The organism is Paenibacillus sp. FSL P2-0173 (genome assembly GCF_038008045.1).
Lineage (GTDB): Bacteria > Bacillota > Bacilli > Paenibacillales > Paenibacillaceae > Paenibacillus > Paenibacillus polymyxa_B.
In genome coordinates this window covers 202,403-221,091 of record NZ_JBBOYK010000004.1, presented here as the reverse complement: position 1 = coordinate 221,091, position 18,689 = coordinate 202,403, and the positions used below count along the sequence as shown (strand labels likewise).

Annotated in this window: 20 protein-coding genes; 13 read left to right on the top strand and 7 right to left on the bottom strand. The window is 47.8% G+C overall.

Features of this window, described 5'->3' with window-relative positions:
- Positions 1 to 69 precede the first annotated feature (69 nt).
- The 4 genes from MKX30_RS20925 to MKX30_RS20910 all read left to right on the top strand — a co-directional run bounded on the left by MKX30_RS20925 (position 70) and on the right by MKX30_RS20910 (position 3,398).
- Positions 70 to 717 (top strand): amino acid ABC transporter permease, encoded by a 648-nt coding sequence (locus MKX30_RS20925; RefSeq protein WP_013308808.1) that lies wholly within the window; start codon positions 70 to 72, stop codon positions 715 to 717.
- A gap of 14 nt (positions 718 to 731) precedes the next feature.
- On the top strand, positions 732 to 1,481 hold the full coding sequence (locus MKX30_RS20920) for an amino acid ABC transporter ATP-binding protein (RefSeq protein ID WP_316243319.1): 750 nt from the start codon (positions 732 to 734) through the stop codon (positions 1,479 to 1,481).
- A 54-nt stretch (positions 1,482 to 1,535) separates the two neighbouring features.
- Complete coding sequence (locus MKX30_RS20915) at positions 1,536 to 1,961, top strand: OsmC family protein (RefSeq protein ID WP_023987060.1); 426 nt, start codon at positions 1,536 to 1,538, stop codon at positions 1,959 to 1,961.
- A gap of 183 nt (positions 1,962 to 2,144) precedes the next feature.
- Positions 2,145 to 3,398 carry a serine hydrolase gene (locus MKX30_RS20910; protein ID WP_341063418.1) on the top strand — a complete coding sequence of 418 codons (1,254 nt, stop codon included), beginning with the start codon at positions 2,145 to 2,147 and terminating at the stop codon, positions 3,396 to 3,398.
- A 40-nt stretch (positions 3,399 to 3,438) separates the two neighbouring features.
- Here the strand turns inward: MKX30_RS20910 and MKX30_RS20905 are convergent, their stop codons facing one another.
- The 5 genes from MKX30_RS20905 to MKX30_RS20885 form a co-directional block, all read right to left on the bottom strand.
- Positions 3,439 to 4,416, bottom strand: a complete 978-nt coding sequence (locus MKX30_RS20905) for a FecCD family ABC transporter permease (RefSeq protein WP_071559285.1) — start codon at positions 4,414 to 4,416, stop codon at positions 3,439 to 3,441.
- Entirely contained in the window at positions 4,413 to 5,417 is a 1,005-nt protein-coding gene (locus MKX30_RS20900; RefSeq protein WP_023987063.1) for a FecCD family ABC transporter permease, read from the bottom strand. Before MKX30_RS20900 ends, MKX30_RS20905 begins: the two co-directional genes overlap by 4 nt.
- Positions 5,414 to 6,394, bottom strand: a complete 981-nt coding sequence (locus MKX30_RS20895) for an ABC transporter substrate-binding protein (RefSeq protein WP_341063416.1) — start codon at positions 6,392 to 6,394, stop codon at positions 5,414 to 5,416. Before MKX30_RS20895 ends, MKX30_RS20900 begins: the two co-directional genes overlap by 4 nt.
- A 201-nt stretch (positions 6,395 to 6,595) precedes the next feature.
- Entirely contained in the window at positions 6,596 to 7,324 is a 729-nt protein-coding gene (locus MKX30_RS20890; protein WP_023987065.1) for a response regulator, read from the bottom strand.
- Positions 7,317 to 8,990, bottom strand: a complete 1,674-nt coding sequence (locus MKX30_RS20885; protein WP_023987066.1) for an ATP-binding protein — start codon at positions 8,988 to 8,990, stop codon at positions 7,317 to 7,319. The genes MKX30_RS20890 and MKX30_RS20885 overlap by 8 nt, the downstream gene beginning before the upstream one ends.
- A 161-nt stretch (positions 8,991 to 9,151) precedes the next feature.
- Between MKX30_RS20885 and MKX30_RS20880 the strand changes: the two genes are divergently transcribed.
- Positions 9,152 to 9,445 (top strand): putative quinol monooxygenase, encoded by a 294-nt coding sequence (locus MKX30_RS20880; protein ID WP_013308817.1) that lies wholly within the window; start codon positions 9,152 to 9,154, stop codon positions 9,443 to 9,445.
- A gap of 44 nt (positions 9,446 to 9,489) precedes the next feature.
- Positions 9,490 to 10,314: an aldo/keto reductase gene (locus MKX30_RS20875; protein ID WP_023987067.1), complete on the top strand. Its 825-nt coding sequence runs from the start codon at positions 9,490 to 9,492 to the stop codon at positions 10,312 to 10,314.
- A gap of 92 nt (positions 10,315 to 10,406) precedes the next feature.
- Here the strand turns inward: MKX30_RS20875 and MKX30_RS20870 are convergent, their stop codons facing one another.
- Complete coding sequence (locus MKX30_RS20870) at positions 10,407 to 11,060, bottom strand: SdpI family protein (RefSeq protein ID WP_076265192.1); 654 nt, start codon at positions 11,058 to 11,060, stop codon at positions 10,407 to 10,409.
- Positions 11,057 to 11,368: an autorepressor SdpR family transcription factor gene (locus MKX30_RS20865; protein WP_013308820.1), complete on the bottom strand. Its 312-nt coding sequence runs from the start codon at positions 11,366 to 11,368 to the stop codon at positions 11,057 to 11,059. Before MKX30_RS20865 ends, MKX30_RS20870 begins: the two co-directional genes overlap by 4 nt.
- Positions 11,369 to 11,585: 217 nt before the next feature.
- On the opposite strand from MKX30_RS20865, the gene MKX30_RS20860 reads away from it, so the two are divergent.
- The 7 genes from MKX30_RS20860 to MKX30_RS20830 all read left to right on the top strand — a co-directional run bounded on the left by MKX30_RS20860 (position 11,586) and on the right by MKX30_RS20830 (position 18,678).
- The gene (locus MKX30_RS20860) at positions 11,586 to 12,197 is read left to right on the top strand and encodes an alpha/beta hydrolase (RefSeq protein WP_068938544.1); all 612 of its coding nucleotides are present in this window, start codon (positions 11,586 to 11,588) and stop codon (positions 12,195 to 12,197) included.
- Between the two features lie 73 nt (positions 12,198 to 12,270).
- Positions 12,271 to 12,495, top strand: a complete 225-nt coding sequence (gene tlp / locus MKX30_RS20855; RefSeq protein WP_013308822.1) for a small acid-soluble spore protein Tlp — start codon at positions 12,271 to 12,273, stop codon at positions 12,493 to 12,495.
- A 240-nt stretch (positions 12,496 to 12,735) separates the two neighbouring features.
- Positions 12,736 to 14,028: an ABC transporter substrate-binding protein gene (locus tag MKX30_RS20850; RefSeq protein ID WP_071559281.1), complete on the top strand. Its 1,293-nt coding sequence runs from the start codon at positions 12,736 to 12,738 to the stop codon at positions 14,026 to 14,028.
- Between the two features lie 27 nt (positions 14,029 to 14,055).
- Positions 14,056 to 15,018, top strand: coding sequence for a carbohydrate ABC transporter permease (locus tag MKX30_RS20845; RefSeq protein ID WP_023987071.1), 963 nt, complete (start codon positions 14,056 to 14,058; stop codon positions 15,016 to 15,018).
- A gap of 3 nt (positions 15,019 to 15,021) precedes the next feature.
- Positions 15,022 to 15,861: a carbohydrate ABC transporter permease gene (locus MKX30_RS20840; RefSeq protein ID WP_023987072.1), complete on the top strand. Its 840-nt coding sequence runs from the start codon at positions 15,022 to 15,024 to the stop codon at positions 15,859 to 15,861.
- Between the two features lie 334 nt (positions 15,862 to 16,195).
- Entirely contained in the window at positions 16,196 to 17,482 is a 1,287-nt protein-coding gene (gene ilvA / locus MKX30_RS20835) for a threonine ammonia-lyase IlvA (RefSeq protein WP_069080226.1), read from the top strand.
- A 221-nt stretch (positions 17,483 to 17,703) separates the two neighbouring features.
- Complete coding sequence (locus MKX30_RS20830; protein WP_023987074.1) at positions 17,704 to 18,678, top strand: glycoside hydrolase family 43 protein; 975 nt, start codon at positions 17,704 to 17,706, stop codon at positions 18,676 to 18,678.
- Positions 18,679 to 18,689: the final 11 nt, after the last annotated feature.

The window sequence follows — 18,689 nt, the reverse complement described above, 5'->3', positions numbered from 1 at the left end:
GCGTCTGGCTCCAGTCTTGGCTTTTATGCTGACATGGGGCCACTCGTCTGAAAGAAGGGAATATAACCGATGCTTGAATTAATGTGGGAGAACGTCCCTTTTTTATTAAAGGGTGCTTATTATACGCTTTATATTACGATTGTCTCTATGTTTTTTGGCCTAATCATTGGTTTGGTTGTTGCTGTGGCCCGGTTGAAGGGGAATCGACCCGTTCGATGGCTGGCGCGCATGTATGTATCGATCATTCGGGGGACGCCGGTTTTGGTGCAGATTGCGGTCATTTATTATGGACTGGATGATTATGGCATATCATTCGGATCGCTGACGGCTGCTTGTCTGGCACTCAGTATTAACACAGGAGCGTACTTATCGGAGACGTTCCGTGGAGCTATTTTAGCCGTACCCCAGGGACAGACCGAGGCAGCTTATGCGACGGGAATGTCGCCCGGTCAAACGATGTGGCGCATTATTCTTCCTCAGGCGGTACGCATTGCAATTGCACCGATGGGGAATACATTTGTAGGTATGCTTAAAGAAACGTCGCTGGTGTCGGTTATCGGGGTCAGTGAATTGATGCGACAGGCACAGCTTTTACAGGCACAGTATTTGCTCTACATGCCGTTTCTGCTCGAAATTGGCCTGATGTACTGGATTATGAGCATTGGATTCTCCGCTATACTGGAGCGGGTGGAAAAGCGTCTGGCTCGAGCTTATTAAGGTGGAGATGATAGATGATGATAACAACAAACGGATTAGGTAAACGATTCGGACAGGTAGAGGTTCTGAAAAGCATTGATTTTCAGGTTGCCGCTCGTGAAATCGTCGTATTACTCGGCCCGAGCGGCTCAGGTAAAAGTACCTTGCTGCGCTGCCTGAACGGTCTTGAAGAGCTGTCTTCCGGCAAGTTTGAGGTGAATGGGATTGAGGTAGATGCTACGGCTCACGTTCGTGTCCGCCAAGCAGCCATTCGTGATATTCGCAAACAGACGGGGATGGTGTTTCAGCAATTCAATCTGTATCCGCACAAAACCGCAATCGGCAATGTCATTGAAGGACTGCTGACAGTAAAAAAAATGCCGCGCGACAAGGCTATGTCCATCGGACAACGGTTGTTGGAGCGGGTGGGGTTATCGGATAAGCAGGATGTACATCCTTCACGTCTGTCCGGTGGACAGCAGCAGCGGGTAGCCATTGCACGTGCGCTGGCGATGGACCCGGCGATTATGCTGTTCGACGAGCCGACATCGGCGCTTGATCCCGAGCTGGTAGGGGAAGTGCTGGGTGTTATGCGAGAGTTGGCTCAAGACGGAATGACGATGGTCGTCGTTACTCATGAGATGAAATTTGCTCGCGAGGTGGCAGACAAGGTTATATTTATGGCAGATGGTATCATTTTGGAGGAGGCAGCGCCACAGGTGTTTTTTGACACTCCCCAGCATGAGAGAACACAGAAATTTTTACGACAAATCAGCGAATTTTAAAGTAAGATCGAGGATAAATCATAGATTATTAAGATGGAAAGAAGGCCTTTGAACATGAAAGTATCTACAACTTGGCACGGCAAACGCGCGTTTACTTCGGAGGGACCATCCGGTTATTCTGTAGGGATGGATGCTACGGCGGCTTATGGCGGTGATGGTAAAGGGATGACTCCCATGGAACTGCTGTTGGCAGGTCTGGCAGGATGTATGGGGATCGATATCACAATGATTTTGGATCGTTTCTTGTCGGACATTACTCGTATTGATATTGACGCAGAAGGTACGCGCAAGGAAGAAATGCCGACAGGCTTTACAGCGATTGATCTGACATTCCATGTAGATGGAGATATTCCAGATTACCGCGTATGGAAAGCGATTCAGATGGGTAAGGAAAAATATTGTGCAGTATCCGACTCCTTAAAAGCAGAAATTCGGATGCACCTCATATTGAATGGAACCGAAGTACCCTATCCAGCATAAGTGTCGAAGGGTAATGAAAGAGAGTCAGCCTGTGTTATGTACAGGAGGCTCTCTTTTTTATGTTATTTGAAAATATGACACGTAATGAAACTTTTTGTACTGTGTTTTCGTTTAAAATAGAAATTGAAATATAAAAATGGGAAAATAAACCTGTGTATGAAGTGTATACAGGGGGAGGTTATAGTGAAACGAAAGCGCCTTATCATAGTAGCAACTATTTTGGCTACAGTGCTCATCGTTATGGGAGTGGCAACAGGATTACTATCTTTCATGCAGAATCAAGTGGCTAATCCCCCGAATACCGTCCGGCCCACAACTGCGATTGCAGCCGAGGTTGAGGGTGAAACAAAGGAACAGGATGCTGCCACGCGTTTACTTCATTTTGTGGAGGAGAATGCAGAAAAAGTTTCGATTACGATTCTGAGAGATGAAAAAAAGCTGGCAGGCCAAGAGGAAAACCGGATGATGCCTTTGGCGAGCACCGTCAAAACAATCATTGCGATCGAATATGCCAAGCAAGCGGCGGTGGATCAGATCAACCCGGATGACAGAGTGAAGCTGATTTCGCTGGAAAGGTTTTATTTGCCGGGTTTGGATGGCGGTGCTCATACGGCGTGGCTACAGAATATGGAGGCTAAAGGGCGGATACAGAATGAAACTGTATCTGTACGAGACGTCGCCAAGGGGATGATTCAATTTAGTTCCAACGCCAATGCGGAGTATTTAATGGACAAACTGGGGGTGGATGCGATCAATCGGACGAGAGCCAAAATGGGGCTGCAAAATCATGATCCCATTTATCCGTTTGTATCCTCCATTTTGATTCCCTACGAATGGATGAAGGAGAGACAAGGTGAGAATTGGAATAATACAAAGAATAATATTTCTGCCAAAGAAGCCATTCAGGCGATGTCGGACACGGAGTTTCGCCGATATGCCCGCGTGATTCATAACAAGCTGCGCCGTGATGTGAGTGGTTCTTACAAGAAAAACGCAGATATTGAGACCTGGTATGATCAGGATTATGACCGTATTAATACGGATCGTTTTATAGCTTCAACGACAGCCGATTATGCCTCTTTAATGAGTAAGCTGAACCGCCGTCAAGGGTTCACAAAAGCTGAGCAAAAGTTATTGTCCGAGGTCATGGAGGAACCATTTATGGTTCTTCCTGAAAACCAGCAATTCCTGAAACATACTGGGCAAAAAGGAGGCTCCACGGCTTACGTTTTGACACTGGCAATGTATGCGACAGATAAGGAAGGGCATTCGACAGAGCTAGCTGTCTTTTTTAACGATTTGGACCCTAGCACAAATGCCAGCTTTCCTGAAATGATAAATGTTTTTAAAAAGAGGTTACTGCATGATGAATCGTTTAGAGAAGAAGTTAATCGGCGTATCGGTGTACAGGTAGCGATGCTAAACGCTAAAGTATAGTACTGCGTTTAGCATCGCTGCGCAACTTCTTATCCTAATCCTATCCGCTGCCTTTTTGTTTGCGTTCCCGCAGCAATAGATACAGAAAATATGGCGCGCCAATGACGGCTGTCACGATGCCAGCGGGAATTTCGAGCGGCGGCTTCAGACCTCGTCCCAGCGCGTCAGCAAGGACGAGAATCAGGGCGCCGATCATCGCCGAGCCGGGCAATAGATAGCGGTGGCGATTCCCAAATAACCGCCGTGCCAGATGCGGAGCCAGCAGTCCGATAAAGCCGATGGAGCCGATGGCAGCAACACAGGAGGCAGCCAAGGCGACTGACACGGCTAGCAGTCCTGTACGCACGCGTTTCACGCTAAGTCCCAGCCCAGCAGAGCTTTCTTCATCTAGGCTCATAATGTCGAGCTTACGCTGTAGGGTATAGGCGAGAGGCAGCAACACGATTAACCACGGCAGTAGCCCATACACTTCGTCCCAGCCTTTTCCCCACAGACTTCCAGCTAGCCAAGTGAGCGTGTCGCTGGCTTCGAGTGGATACTTGACCAGTATATAATCGGTCGCAGCCTGAAAAATAGCGCCCACCGCCAGTCCGGTCAAGGCTAGCATATTGGGACGCATGCCTCCCTTCATCGAAAGCTGTACGAGCAACAGTGCAGCTAGTCCGGCACCGACAAAGGCCGCTACAGGCAACAGCGCCACTGGGGATGAGGGTAGCAGTACGATGACGAGAACCGCCGCAAAGCCGGCCCCCTTGGATACACCTACCACATCTGGCGAGGCTAGCGGGTTGCGGATCATGCCTTGTAGCAGAACACCGGCTACTGCCAGCCCAGCTCCGGCCATGATGGCCAGCAGACCACGTGGCAGCCGATAGTGGTGAACGATGAACCAGGAAGAGGCATTCTGGTCAGTTAGAGCTGTGATCAGCTCAGAGGGCGTAATGTAGGTGCTGCCCACGCCTATAGCTATAAAAGCAACACCCAGCATTAGTGCGAGTAAAATCCACAGTTTTTTCATCGTGAAGTCCTCCCGTTCTTATGCGCCAGATATAAAAAGAAGGGCGCACCCACCAGCGCCGTTACAATACCAACGGGCGACTCATAAGGAAATGCAATAAATCGTCCAAGCACGTCTGCATATGTCAGCAGCAGAGCTCCGCAGATTGCAGACAGGGGAATGACCCGTTTGTAATTGTCGCCTGTAAACATCTTGATGATATTCGGCACCATCAGGCCCACAAAGCCGATGGACCCGGCTACCGCTATGGCAGAGCCTGCCAGCATAATTACTGAGGCCGAGGCCAGTAGACGGACAAGACGTACGTTTTGTCCCAATCCCTGTGCGACTTCCGTCCCGAGGCTCAGCACAGATAGCGAGGGGGCCAGCGCCAGCGCAAGGATCATACCCACGGCGAACCATGGCAGCACCAGACGCGTGTCGGCCCAAGTGGAACCATCGATGGCTCCGGCGAGCCAATACAGCACATCGGATATTTGCTCGTTGAACACGAGCAGTCCCTGGGTGATGGAGGCCAGCAACAGATGCACGGCCATCCCGGCAAGGGCCAGCTTAACCGGCGTCATGCCCGCCGTTCCGGCCAGCGCATATACGAAGGAGCCGCCTGCGATGGCCCCGGCAAAAGCAAAATAAATGCTGCCGGACGATCCGATATTCGGCAGCAGCACGACGGACAGCACGACAGCCAGCGAAGCGCCTGAGCTGACCCCGAATACCTGCGGCGAGGCCAGCGGGTTGCGTGTGATGGCCTGCATCAGGGCTCCGGCCACGGCGAGCCCCGCCCCGACGATTAGGCCAATAACGGCACGCGGTAGGCGTACCGTCAAGACAATGAGCTGATCCTTGGACGGATGCTCGGTGAACAGCGCAGTCAGCATGGTGGGGATGTCCATCCTGACTGGGCCAATCGCCACGCTGAGCAGCAATCCAGCCAGCAACGCAGCGATAAGTGCAAAGAAGACCGGCTTATTCAGCCGGTCGCGTGAGACTTGTCCGATCAACGGGAGCCGTCTCCTTTACTTTGCGCGGGATACAGAAGCGAAATGGCTTGCTCCAGTATTTTCTCGGCTGAGCCGAGTCCACGGTACCGGGTCCATAGTGCCCGGTTCACTTCGTAAACTTCCCCTTTTTTGACGGCCGTAATGTTTTGCCAAAGCGGGTTTTGCTTCCATTCCGCAATCAGCTTCTCATCGGCTTCCACCAAAAAGATCACATCAGGATCCGCTTGTGCAATCTGTTCCAGCGTCAGCTTGACGGTAGGCTCGCTTGTATTTTGAAGGGCATTGTGAATACCTGCTTGCTCCAGCAATTGTCCATCAAAGGATGAAGCACCGTGAGCCGATAGTGAATCAGAGCGGAATACCCCTAGCAATACGCTACGTGACTCGCCAGCTTTGATGCCTTCTTTTAACTTTTCCATGGTAGCTTTATGCGCAGCGAGAATTTGCTCGCCTTTTTCCTTCTCACCCAACGCATCGGCGATGACACCGAAGGATGCCAGGTTTTGTTCATAGGAGGAATTGCGGCTCTTTAGAACAATGGTCGGAGCAATCTCGCTTAGTTCTTTGTATATGCTTTTATGACGATTCAGATCGGCAATAATCAAATCCGGCTTCAGGGAGCTAATCGTTTCCAGGTTTGGCTGTTTGCGCGTGCCTACTGGTGTGAAGTTGATTTTCTTACCGAGCAGCCCATCAATATCATCGTCATTTTCCTGAGCTATGCCGACAGGAGTAACGCCCAGTTGGGTTGTGGCATCGACAAAAGAGAATTCCAGGGTTACGATTCTTTTGGGTGTACCTGTAACCTTGGTTTCTCCCATCTCATGTTTAATCATTCGAGTGTCGCCTGTTGCTTGAGGTGCTACTGCGCTGTTATCTTGTGACTGGCGTCCACATCCCGCCATAATGACCGTCAGTAGTGCCAGGATCGCTGCAAGCAGCATGCCTGTGCGCAGTGGTTGTTTCGGTGTTGCCATACGTTATCCCCCGTTCCAGTATGATTATCAGAGAAACTGATAATCATTATCAATCAACTAACTGTTGATCATTCTAGCAATCGGGAAGGAGGACGTAAATAATGTGGTCATTTAAACCGTTTTGATCGATTAAGTGAATTAAATTCAATAAAATTATGAATAGGAAGAGGGGGAAGTAACAGGACATCAGAGTTGGGTGGTTTATGCATCCCTCCGCTGTCGCCGATAGATACGCTCCGGTCTGCCGACGGTTCCGTACACCTGATCGTGGTGCGCGTCGCCACTTTCCACTAAATACTCCAGATACCTTCTGGCTGTAGAACGGCTCATACCCAGCTCAATTCCCACTGTACCTGTAGTCACCTCACCCCGTCGATTCAGGAGATCTAGCACTTTGTCGCAAGTTACTTTATCGATGCCTTTGGCCCATAATTCTCCGACTCCGTTCCCCGCCATCCGACCGGTGCCCGCGCTTTGAAGCAAACTGTCAATTTCAGATTGTTCGACTGTGGATTGTTCCTCTTGCCATGTTGTGATTTGTCGCCGAAATCGGGCATATTCCTCCAAGGTCGCACGCAATCTCTCGAATATAAGCGGCTTTACGATAAAATCAAACACGCCTGCTCGAACGGCTTGTACCACTGTTTCAGCTTCTTTGGCGGCAGTCAGCATAATAACATCTGTACCCGGATAGTGTTGCTTGATGAACGATAGCAGGGTTAGACCATCCGTATCAGGAAAATAAACATCCAGCACGACTAGAGGAGGACGGAGCACGTCCAGTTGAAGTTTTGCCTCAAATTCGTTCGTTGCGATTGCACATACGGTGAACCCATCCACCTTTTCAATAAATCGGCGGTTAATCTCCGCAATTCGCGGATCGTCTTCAATAATAAGAACCTCAATGTCCGATAAAACCCGCTCATTCATGGGCATAACCTCCTTTTGCATCATTACTCATATCTGTCCTATGTAAAGGAATGTATACCTCAAAAATACTTCCACCACCAGGCCGTTCATGCACTTCAATAGAGCCGCCCATTCGTTCAGTGTACTCCAGCACGAGAGCAAGGCCATATCCATGTCCTGCATCTGCTTTGGTCGAAGCTCCCCTGACAAACAGCTTTTCTTGGATATCGTCCGAAATTCCCGATCCGTTATCCGCAACTTCGACGATGATGGCTTCAGTCGTTTCTTCAAGCCGGAACCAGACCTGTCCGTCAGAGATGGAGGACATCGCAACAGCTTCCATGGCATTGTCCAGCAGGTTTCCGGCTATGGAAGCGAGAAAGGACCACTCCAACGTAGGAGACTGGGTTGAGAATGCTCCTTTAATATCAAAATGGAGTAAAACCCCTTTTTCCAGCGCCTGTTTCTTCTTACCGATCAGTAGGCTGGCGATGATTGAATCGGTTAGGAGAGCTGTGCCAATCGGCCTGTGTACACGATATTCCTCTGATTCCTGGGTGATAAAGTCCACCGCTTCGTCATAACACTCCAACTGAATCAGGCCGGATATGAGATACAGCCGATTGGCGTATTCGTGTGTTTGTGATCGAAGTACTTCCGCGTAATCTTTGACCTCTGTCAACTGTTGTGTCATGTGGAGCAGTTCGGTCTTGTCACGCAGACTGGCAACTGTGCCCATGATGCGACCGGAACGATCCTGGATCGGCACACGGCTGACGACTACAATTCGCTGCTGGACCTCAATTTCCTTATTCCATATGTCCTGTCCCTGATCTGGCCCCATCGTTGAATGCTCTACTGTGTAATCGGCAACAAGCATATCAACCAGTACATCTGGAACACCTGTCAAGTGACGAAGGTCGCATCCGTAGATAGAGGTTTCCGCGGGGAGTCCGATCAAGCGAGCTGCCTGTGGATTGGCAAGTGTGATTTGTCCGTTACTATTAACCGCGATAATTCCTTCGCCGATGGACTCAATAATGGCTTGCTTTTCCTGGTACAACCGTCCGATCTCCACTGGCTCCAGTCCATGCAGTGCGCGTCGAACCCGTTGCGCTATAACCAGGCTTCCCAATATGCCGATCATCAGCGCGCCCACCATAAACCAGAGCCATGCATATGTGTATGTACGAATATTTTGCTGCACATCTGTCATTAAAAAACCTACAGAGACGAGCCCGATGGCCTTACCTTGCGTATCATAAACGGCTGTTTTGGCGCGTATTGACGGTCCGAGAGAACCCGTCGATTCAGTGATAAAGGACTGCCCTTGCAGTACCTTATCATTCATGGGGTCTATCATAGGCGTGCCGATGCGCTCCGGGTTTACATGCCACTGCCGGATGAGATGACGATCAGCAATAGTAATAAAATCAGCACCGCTGCTGGCTTGGACAGGCTTTATGACCTCGTTGATACGCGAACGCAATTGCGTCGTCTCAGTCTGCTCCAGAGCGTCTCTGACCTGCGCATCTACGGCGAGGGTATTGGCGACGGTGAGCGCCCTTTCTCCGATTTCATCATATAGAGCGGAGGTGATCATATATCGAAAGGATAATCCCAACAGCCCGGTAACTACCAGTACTAAAAGAGATATAAATACCATTAGCTTTGTCTGAAAACGCACATGCCTTCACCGCCGTTAAACAAAATATAGGAGGAACGGATCAGCTGATCTTCTCCCCCATACGATCCATTTTACTGTATTACAGAAACGCCCGCACTTTTATTCTGTCGAAAGAATGGTCTATAATAGAAATAGTTACATAATACGAGGAGGAACATAATATGATTATTATTCATGCCGATATGAAAGTTTTACCTGAAAAAAGAGAGACTTTTCTGCAACAAACCCAAGGGCTGATCAGCGCATCCCAAGCTGAAGAAGGCAATGTACGTTACACGTTAATGCAGGATCTGAATGATCCCAACGCATTTACGATGGTTGAAGAGTGGAAAGATGCTGCTGCTGTAGATTTCCATAATAATTCTGCCCATTTCCAGGCATTTGTTGCCGCGGCTAAAGAATTGTTGGCTGCTCCGCTTCAAGTGAATGCTTTTCAGGATGCAACTAAACTGTAATCATCCCGTTGGATAATTCATAATCAGGAACAGGAGGAATAGACATGGGGAACATTGCGGATACAACTGTACTGAATAACGGAGTTCAGATGCCTTGGCTTGGTTTCGGTACTTACAAGGCGGAAGGCAATGAGGTCTACGAAGCGGTCAAAACAGCTATTGAGGTCGGTTACCGTCACATTGATACAGCGGCGATCTACGGCAACGAGGAACTGGTTGGACAAGCCATTCGTGATAGTGGAGCGGCTAGAGAAAACCTGTTTGTAACCACCAAGCTATGGAATCAGGATCAAGGCTACGATTCAACACTGCGTGCCTTTGAGGAAAGCCGTAAGCGGCTGGGTCTGGATATCATTGATCTGTATCTCATTCATTGGCCTGGCAAGGATAAGTACAAGGAAACCTGGAAGGCATTCGAACGACTGTATGAAGAAGGAAGCGTACGCGCTATCGGAGTTAGTAACTTCCAAGTTCACCATCTCGAAGACCTCCTCAAAGACAGCAACATGGTTCCTGTCATCAACCAAGTGGAGCTTCACCCTCGTCTGACTCAACAAGAGCTGCATCAATACTGCCGGGAGCACCAGATTCAGCTTGAATCGTGGAGTCCACTGATGAAGGGGAAATTAACCGAGCAAGCGGACATCGTTGAGATTGCTGCCAAATACGGTAAAACCTCTTCGCAGGTTATTTTGCGTTGGCATCTGGATCGGGGGATTGTGACGATTCCCAAATCTGTAACCGCGCATCGTATTCGCGAAAATGCTGATTTATTCGACTTTGAATTGACGGCTGAGGATATTGAACGAATCAATGGTCTTCATCTTGATGAGCGTGTAGGCACGCATCCCGATAAGCTGCTGTTCTAATATTAAGATTAAATGTACAAAGAACCTCCTAATTCTACGTTTACGTGGATTGGGGAGGTTCCTTTTTTAGGTTCAGGTTTGGCTTTGTCTGCTTACTGGTTTAGCTTACGATACAACAAGAGAGAATAGAGTATGGGAGAGATGACGGATATGATCAGCATGGATAGAAAAATGACCGTTCCCGCCACTCCATCGACCCATGCCGCCACCAAACCCGAAGCACCACCGAGCATCATCATAGGTCCACCGAAACGGTGCGTTTTACGCCATACCTCGGGGTTAGACAGAGTCCACGGAGTGCGGATACCGAAGGTATAGTTCGGCTGCACCTGAGTCATATAATTACCCATCACCAGCAGCAGCAGGCCTATTACCCCCAAAATTATAGTATTCATTTGCAGTCGTATGTTCAGGTTATACAGCAGCATCCCCCATCCAGCTACAGCCAGAACCAAAGAAATACCTGCACGCGTAACTTCATAGGCTTTTGAAAATTTCTCATAATTAGCTCTGTTGGGGTCCATGTAGCGTGCCAATCGAATGACCAGCGGTACTAGACCCAACAGCACGAGCATGATAATAGAACCACTTTTGCTCATATACCCGTCTGCTGTATTGTCAAAGCCAAAATGCGAGGCTAGAACATTGGGAAGTCGGTCGTACATCAATATAGCTCCTATAGCAGGTGATAAGGCAATCAAAGTCGTCAAAACATCTGTAAAGCTCCAATGTATTCGAAATTTCATTCAGATCCCTCCGTATCCTTGATATGATTCACATTTTTCTGGGCAGGGGTATCGGAGTGGGCGATGCTGAACATCCAACCGATGACATCCGCCACAACCGTTGTATGCAGGGTGTAGATAATGTTTTGCCCCTGTCGTTCATCCAGCACCAGCCCAGCCTGCTTCAGGATATTGAGATGGTGGGAGATGCTGGGCTTACTAATTTGAAAATGTTCAGCCACTTCACCTGCGCTCATACTTTTCTCCTTTAAAAGCTGTAAGATTGTACGCCGGGTCGGATCAGCCAAAGCTTTGAAGGCATCGTTCAAAATACATTTCCTCCTTTAGATATTTAGATAATATTCTAAATATCTAACACCATAGTAAAATAGAGCTATACTACATGTCAATGGAACAAGGCATCATTTTAGAAAAAAGATGTAGATCAGACTAATTAGGTTTGTAAAAGGCAGCGAAGTTGGCTATAATTAATTTATACTAAAAATAAGAATCTTAATTTAAAGAAAAAATGAGGAGGAAATATAAATGAAACACGTATTTCGTAAAGGAAATCATCCGCAAGCCCCGGTTATTTTGCTGTTGCATGGTACAGGCGGGAACGAACAAGACCTGATACCTTTGGCTGAGATGGTAGCACCGGGAGCTTCTGTATTAGGCGTGAGAGGAAATGTGCTGGAAAATGGGATGCCGCGTTTCTTTCGCCGTTTGGCAGAAGGAGTGTTCGACATTGAGGATCTCGTATTTCGCACCAAAGAACTGAGCGAATTTGTGGACACAGCTGCAGAGCAATACGATTTTGATCGTAATAACGTGGTGGCTCTTGGCTACTCCAATGGTGCAAACATAGCCGCCAGCATGCTCTTTCACGATGCAAAAGCGTTACGTGGAGCTATTTTACACCATGCAATGGTGCCGTTGCGTGGGCTGGATTTGCCCGCTTTGAATGGTATCCCTGTATTTTTGTCTTCCGGTGAGAATGACCCCATTGTTCCAATTTCGGAATCTCAGGAGCTGCAAGCATTATTGGAAGGGGCCGGAGCGCAGGTGGAAGCATATTGGGAACGCAATGGTCATCAATTGACTCGGACTGAAGCCGAAGCCGCAGGAAAGTGGTTTGGGGAGCATTTTAGTGCATAAAATGATCCGATAGCGATCAAGCTACGGATTAGCGCTCTACTGAGCGACCCCATAATTAGGAGGCGACAAACGAATGGCAAAACCAGATAATCGAGCCGATAATGTTGAACATTTGCAACAAAGTATTCAGAACACACAGCAGAACCTGCATGAAGCTGAAGGATATCTAAACGAATTTTCCTCTGAAATCAGCAACGAGGAGCGTAAGCAGATCGAAGAAAAAAATAATCGTCGTAAAGAAAGTATTAGATCATTTCGGGAAGAAGTGAAGGACGAAGCAGCCCATTCCCAAGAGTAGTTAAAATAGCGAGGCCCAACTTCGAGTTTCAATTCGAGTGGGGCCTCTTTTTTATGCAAAAATCATCATAGCCTCATTCAATTCATTTTCCCCCTATAATGCAAAGGAGACGCTAATCTGCGTTGAAAATAAATATTTTATAAATAATGTTGTTGTAAACTAATTTGTGTTGATGTTAAATAATAAAAGAAAGCGCAATCATTTACGAATTAGGATTTCATCATGCGAAGGGGGAAGGATATGCTGCTGCGAAGAAAACGCATGGCTTTGATGCTTATGGCGGTGGTTTTGATGGCTGGACTGCTGCAAGGCTGTTCTTTCAAGACCGATGAAAAGGATGGGCCGGGAACAGAACTTGTATTATGGACGTTCAATGAACTGCATGAGAAGTTTTTTCTGCAAATGGCTGACCAATGGAACCAACAGCACCCTGATGAATTGATTAATTTGAAAGCGAATACATTTCCTTATGATAACCATCACAGTAAGCTGTCGATTGCGCTGCAATCGGGGGTGGGAGCGCCGGATATCGCGGATATCGAGGTGAACAAGATCGGTAATTTCCTCAAAGGCATACCGCAGCTGGTCCCGCTCAATCCGGTGATTGACCCCGAGATCAATAACATTGTGCCTTCCAGAGTACAGATTTACGGCAAAGACGGTAAATATTACGGCATTGACTTCCACGTTGGGGCCGAAGTGATGTACTACAATAAAGAGATTATGGACCAGGCGGGGGTAAACCCGGATTCCATCGTCACCTGGGCAGACTATGCTGCTGCAGGCAAGCAAGTACTGGCGAAAACAGGCAAGCCCATGGCGACCTTAGAAACGAATGACCTATGGAGCTATTGGCCGATGATCTCCCAGCAAAATTCAGATTTTCTGGATGACAAGGGAGAGTTGACGTTGGATAACGAAACCAATATTAAAACACTCGAGTTTCTTCAACAGATGATAAAAGACAAAATCGCTATTCCCGCACCGGGCGGCGGGCATCACATGGAGGAATACTACGGATTTATGAACAAAGGTGGGGCCGCTTCGGTATGGATGCCGATGTGGTATATGGGACGTTTTACGGATTACATGCCTGACCTAAAAGGTAAAATTATCATCAGACCCATGCCAGCGTGGGAAAAAGGTGGTTTTCGCTCAGCGGGTATGGGTGGAACCGGAACAGTAGTCACGAACCAATCGCAGCACCAGGATCTGGCGATGCGCTTTCTGGCCTTTGCCAAGCTATCCAAGCAAGGGAATGTGGAGATCTGGAAGCAGCTAGGTTTTGATCCCATCCGTAGTGAAGTGTGGACGTTGCCGGAAGCTAAAGCCAAGAATAAATTTACGGAGTATTTCGGAACGAATATTTTTGACACGCTCATCGAAGTCAAAGATGAAATCAATGCGGTGCATATTGGACCGAAAACGCCTGATATCGCCAGTGCTGTGCGCAATAAAATACTTTATCGGACACTACAGAATGGCGAAGATCCAGCCACGGTGCTACATGAGCTGGCAGATGAACTGAGATAGACCCCAACAGGAAAGGGAGTGAGATTCATGGCAACGCCCGTTCATACGAACGCTAATGTACCGACAGGTCAGCCGCCACAACCTCAGCGTCCGACCAGAAGCCGATGGAGTCGCTTTATTCATTCCAGCCGTACGGCACCGTATGTGTTTGTCCTTCCATTTTTACTGTCCTTTGCGCTATTTTTTGCCTATCCGGTCATATCGACGGTCATTATGAGCTTTCAGGAAGTCCTGCCAGGGATAACAACTTATGTTGGACTGGAAAATTATAAGGACTTAATCAATCCTACGTTTGGAAAGGCGATATTGAATAGCGTCCTGTACACGCTCCTTACCCTGGTCGTGCTGATTCCTCTGCCGCTGGTATTGGCGGTATTGCTGAATTCGCCTAAAATGCCGGGCAGAGGGTTGTTTCGCTCCGTGATGTTTATCCCTGCACTAACCTCAGTGGTGGTAGCAGGAACGATCTTCCGCCTCATGTTCGGGGAATTGGATGGTTCGCTGATGAACTCCCTGTTGGGGGTATTCGGTCTGGAGCCTTACAAATGGCTAATGAACGCGAACACCGGCTTTTTAGCGTTGATCGTGCTGGCCTTGTGGAGATGGTTAGGCGTGAACATGCTGTATTACATGTCGGGACTCCAGAACATTCCTCCCGAGTTGTATGAGGCTGCGCAGATTGATGGAGCCAGTCGTTTCGATTCATTTTGGCGGATTACGATTCCTATGCTGAAACCAGTGACGATCTACGTATTTACGATTAGCATTTATGCGGGGTTATCCATGTTCACGGAGAGCTACATGCTGTGGAACGGAAATAACTCCCCGAACGATATTGGTTTAACGATTGTTGGCTATCTCTATCGCCAAGGTCTGGAGCAGAACAGTATGGGCTTTGGAGCTGCGGTAGGCATTGTATTGCTTGTATTTACACTCGTGCTGAACCTGATCCAGCTCAAATTTTTCGGCATGTTCCGGAAGGAGGATTAAGCGATGGCTCAGAAACAAAAAGGCTCGTTATCCGCATTGCTCGTTGTCCTGTTCATTCTGTTTGCCGGGTTTGCCCTGTTTCCGCTATTTGCCGTGACGCTTGCCTCGTTCAAGCCATCGACGGAGCTGCTGCGCTACGGCTTGAATCTTAAGCTGGAGTGGGGCATCATGTCCTTGAAAAACTATGCGTTCATCTTTCAGGGGACGACGGATTATTTTCAATGGTACTGGAACAGTATTGTTATTACCGTCTTGTTTACGGTGTTATGTCTGATATTGTCCGCGATGGTAGGCTACGGTCTGGAGATGTACCGTTTTAGATTGAAAAATGTGATTTTCACACTGGTGCTGGTCGTGATGATGATCCCGGTAGAAATTATCATGCTGCCGCTCTACAAGCTAATGATTGGCATGAAGCTGATTAATACAGTATGGGGCGTAATTCTACCCTTCGTCGTCGCGCCGATCCCGATCTTTTTCTTCCGTCAATATTTGAGTGGTGTTCCCAAGGACTTCATGGATGCTGCGCGGGTTGACGGCTGTTCAGAATATGGCATTTTCGTGCGGATTATGATGCCTCTGATGGCGCCTGCATTTGCAGCAATGGCTATTTTGCAGGCGATGAACAGTTGGAATAACTTCCTCTGGCCGATGATTGTATTGCGTACCAACGACATGCTGACACTGCCAATTGGACTGTCCAGTCTGCTGACGCCATATGGCAACAATTATGATGTGCTGATCGCGGGATCCGTTTTGGCTATTTTACCGATTCTCGTCGTGTTCCTGTTCTTCCAGCGTTACTTTATTGAAGGGATGACGGCAGGCGGAGTAAAAGGATAATCGGAAGGGTATTAAATAGAGCAATGGAATACAAGAAATGTGCAACGTCAGAAAAGGCTGATCGGGCATTGTCCCGGTCTGCCTTTTTTTAGATTCGATTGATTTTCATTCTCATTTTCATGACTATCATCTGCACAAGCTATGGGTAAACGTGGTATGATATTTGAAAGATTTCAAATACAGTACTTTGCATAATTCGATTCCTAACGCTCAAAAGTACAATATATAGACGAACTAAACCGTTTCGATCTGTATATTGCTGATTTGAAATCGCTCTTGGGATTTATGCAAAATGCTCAAATACAGAAATATTCAGGCGGAGCGTGGAGAACCTATGGAACCAACAGAAACCCAGAAAACTGACCCGACCATGGCGTCAACCGTTGGCATGGAGGATATTGTACGAGCGCATCATATGCTGCGTGAGGTGATTGTACGTACACCTTTACAGAGGGATGCCGTCCTATCGGCCAAATATAACTGTAATGTGTATCTGAAAAGAGAGGATCTCCAAGTCGTGCGGTCCTTTAAAATCCGTGGAGCTTACAACATGATCCGTAGCTTGACCCCTGAGCAAATGGAAAAAGGAATCGTGTGTGCGAGTGCAGGGAATCATGCGCAAGGTGTGGCTTTTTCATGTAATGCTCTTGGTATCCACGGTAAAATATTTATGCCGAGTACAACGCCCAATCAGAAGGTCAAGCAGGTTCGTCGCTTTGGCGGTAACAGTGTAGAGGTCATTCTGACCGGAGACACGTTTGACGATGCCTATGACGAGGCCATGAAGGTGTGCAGCGAGCAGGCAATGACCTTCATCCATCCGTTCGATCAGCCGAAAATTATTGCGGGCAATGGTACGATTGCGATGGAAGTGATGGAGAGCCTAGATACACCTATGGACTATGTGTTCGTAACGATTGGCGGCGGCGGTTTGGCGGCAGGCGTAGGTACGTATGTTAAAACCGTGAGTCCGTCCACCAAGGTAATTGGCGTGGAACCCCTCGGCGCGGCGTCGATGACGGAAGCGATGCGTGTGCACAAGGTGGTTACACTGGATCAAATAGACAAGTTTGTTGACGGAGCTGCAGTGAAGCGTGTGGGTCAGCTGACATACGATATTTGTAAGCATACCTTGGACGATATTGTGAAGGTACCGGAAGGTAAAGCATGTACCGCGATTCTGGAGCTGTATAATGAAAATGCGATTGTTGTGGAGCCTGCGGGCTCACTGCCTGTTGCAGCACTTGATCTGTATCGCGAGCAGATTCAAGGCAAAACGGTTGTCTGTATCGTCAGCGGTGGTAACAACGATATAGATCGTATGCAGGAGATTAAGGAACGGTCCCTCATTTACGAAGGACTGAAGCATTATTTTATGGTGAATTTCCCGCAAAGAGCTGGGGCACTGCGTGAGTTTCTACAGGATGTGCTTGGACCGGACGACGATATTACTAGGTTTGAATATACGAAAAAGAATGATAAGGAAAATGGACCCGCTCTGGTCGGCATTGAGCTGTTCCACAAGGAAGACTATCTTCCTTTAATTGAACGAATGAACCGCAAGGGGCTTAAATATACGGAACTAAACAAAAACGAAAATCTATTTAATATGTTAATTTGAAAAGGAGCCTACGGGCTCTTTTTTTTGTATCAGGATTTTGCAAAATCCTCGTATGTATATTGTTATGCGTAGTTTATGAATTTCTTTTTATTTGAAATAAAGCGTTTACAAAACTGAATGTGATAGGTTAATATATGGGTAACTTCATAAGTATAAACACTAATGTAATAGGTGTGTCACCTGAATTTCATTATAAGATACTCATTCGGAGGTGCGAAAGAATGTTGAAAGCATGGAAAAAATCAGTACAGAGTAAATTGACCCGAACGGCGTTTGCTGCCGTAACCTCGGCTGCTTTAATGCTGTCAGTGATGCCATCTGCATCCGCAGAGCATTGGGCGTTAACTGGCGATGTGGCAGTGCATGATCCGTCCATTACGAAGGAAGGCAACGCATGGTATATTTTCTCCACAGGGCAGGGGATACAGGTTCAAAGATCGGACGACGGACGCAATTTTTACAGATTGCCGCAAATATTCCTGTCGCCGCCATCATGGTGGAAATCGTATGTACCTAAGCAAAAGACTAACGATGTATGGGCACCGGATGCTCAAAAGTATAATGGACGGGTATGGCTGTACTATTCCATTTCTACTTTTGGTGCCCGGACCTCGGCTATCGGACTAGCTTCCGCAACGAGCATTGGCGCGGGGAGCTGGAGAGATGATGGACTAGTGCTGCGTACGACGGATGCTAACGATTATAATGCTATTGACCCGAATCTCGTCATTGACGCTTCCGGTAACCCGTGGCTTTCCTTTGGTTCATGGAATTCAGGCTTGAAAGTGACTCGACTGGATAAAAATACGATGAAGCCTACGGGCCAGATCTATTCTATCGCCAAGCGTACGGCTGGTGGTTTGGAAGCGCCACATGTTACATACCGCGACGGCTATTATTATCTGTTTGCTTCCATTGATAACTGCTGCAAAGGCGTAGACAGTAATTATAAGATTATTTACGGTCGCTCTACTAGTATTACCGGACCGTATGTGGACAAGAGCGGCAAAAGCCTGATGGATGGCGGTGGAACGATACTGGATGCAGGGAATGACCGTTGGAAGGGACCGGGTGGACAATCTGTCTATAACAACAGTGTGATTGCACGTCATGCCTATGATGCCACTGATGGTGGAAATCCAAAGCTTCTGATTAGTGATTTGAAATGGGATTCGGCAGGCTGGCCTACGTACTAAAGAGAGGACCG